2 protein-coding genes are annotated in these 1755 nt (G+C 70.5%); both read right to left on the bottom strand.

Annotated elements, in window-relative coordinates; translation table 11 throughout:
- Positions 1-99: 99 nt before the first annotated feature.
- Complete coding sequence (locus tag ACIKT0_RS17875) at positions 100-1086, bottom strand: AAA family ATPase (protein WP_407106677.1); 987 nt, start codon at positions 1084-1086, stop codon at positions 100-102.
- A 2-nt stretch (positions 1087-1088) separates the two neighbouring features.
- A complete protein-coding gene (locus ACIKT0_RS17880; RefSeq protein ID WP_407106678.1) occupies positions 1089-1604 on the bottom strand; it encodes a hypothetical protein in 516 nt (171 codons plus the stop codon).
- Positions 1605-1755: the final 151 nt, after the last annotated feature.

Consider the following 1755-nt stretch of genomic DNA (forward strand, 5'->3'; position numbering starts at 1 on the left):
CCGCGACCGCCTTCTCGATGTCGTCGCCTTTGGCGCGCGCGCCGGTGCGGTGATCCTGGGTCGCGGTTCCCCGGACGTCCGCCGAAGGCCCGGAGAGGCTCATGCGGCGGCCGGCCCGGAGAGCCGGCCTCCGAGCTCGCGGTCGAAGCAGCGCTGGAAGAACTCGCGCACGGCGCCGTGCTCGGCGCGATCGCATTTGTTGAGGAAGGTGACCCGGAAGCCGAAGTCGAGGTCGTCGAGGATCTGCGCGTTCTCCGCCCAGGCGACCAGCCCCCGTGTGCTCATCAGCACGCCGAGGTCGCCATTGGCGAAGGCCGTGCGGGTCAGGCCCGCGAAGCGCACCATCGCGGACACGGTCTGCGGGCCCTCGCCATCGCGCATCCACGGCGCCTTGGCGAGCACGATGGCGACCTCCTTGTCGTGCGGCAGGTAGTCCAGCGTGGCGACGACGTTCCAGCGGTCCATCTGGCCCTGGTTCATCTGCTGGGCGCCGTGATAGAGGCCCGTCGCGTCGCCGAGACCGACCGTGTTCGCGGTGGCGAACAGCCGGAAGGCCGGATGCGGCTCGATCACCCGGTTGTCGTCGAGCAGGGTCAGCGCGCCTTCCGCCTCCAGCACCCGCTGGATCACGAACAGGACCTCCGGCCGCCCCGCGTCGTACTCGTCGAACACCAGCGCGCAGGGCCGCTGCAGCGCCCACGGCAACACGCCCTCGCGGAACTCCGTCACCTGCTTGCCGTCGCGCAGCACGATGGCGTCGCGGCCGACGAGATCGATGCGCCCGACATGGCCGTCGAGATTGACGCGCAGGCACGGCCAGTTGAGACGCGCGGCCACCTGCTCGATATGGGTCGATTTTCCCGTGCCGTGGAAGCCGGTGATCATCACCCGCCGGTTGCGCGTGAAGCCGGCGAGGATCGACAGCGTGGTCTCGGGGTCGAACAGATAATCCGGGTCGATCGCGGGGGTCAGGCGCGACCGCTCGGAGAAGCGCGGCACCCGCAGGTCGCTGTCGAGCCCGAACAGCTCGCGGGCGGTCGCCTCGCTGTCCGGCCGGTCGGCTGCGATCGTCTCGGGAGACGACATGGTCAATGGCCGACGGTCGAAGGCACAGGCGCCCCGGGCTCGGGCGTCGGCCGGAACAGCAGGCTCACGGCGCCGTAGTGGCCCTGGCTGACCTGACCGCCGCCCAGATAGAAGGTGAGCTCGGCCGCACGGTCTCCGGCGTCGAGGCTGCAGAGCTGGACGACGAGATATTCGACCTCGGTGCCACGCAGCCGCGCCGGCATCGACGGCTCGCCGATCATCTGCAGCCTGAACCATTGCGCCCAGCCATGTGGCTCGTCCTTGCAGGCGCCGCTGGACGGCCGGGGCGCGACGACGTCGCCGCTCACGCCCTGCACCGCCTGGATGCTGCGGACCTCGAGCGGCCCGGTGACGCGCGCCTCGTTGTGGACCTTGACCAGAAATGTGCTCCAGCGGCGCTGGACGAGCGGACGATCCGCCGGGTCCCGGGAGCCCGGCGACACGCTGAACCAGGCCTCGTCGTCGAGATGGACCTCGGCCAGCGCGTAGCGGTTGAGGATCTCCTGGATCCGACCCACCGCGTCTGCGTCGGGCAGCGCGGCGGTGGCCGCCAGCGCGGCGCGATCGGGCTCGGTTGAGCGTGTGGAAGCGCACGCGCTCGCTCTCGGTCGTCGCAGGCGTCATGGCGACCGGACAGGTCACGAGCGAGAGCTTCAGGTAGCCCTTCCA

Origin of the sequence: Hansschlegelia beijingensis (genome assembly GCF_045505405.1) — a bacterium.
GTDB classification, from domain to species: Bacteria; Pseudomonadota; Alphaproteobacteria; order Rhizobiales; family Methylopilaceae; genus Methylopila; species Methylopila beijingensis_A.

What these genes read in the sequence shown, in the direction of transcription:
- ACIKT0_RS17875 (WP_407106677.1), bottom strand. Translation starts at nt 1,086, where the DNA reads ATGTCGTCTCCCGAGACGATCGCAGCCGACCGGCCGGACAGCGAGGCG.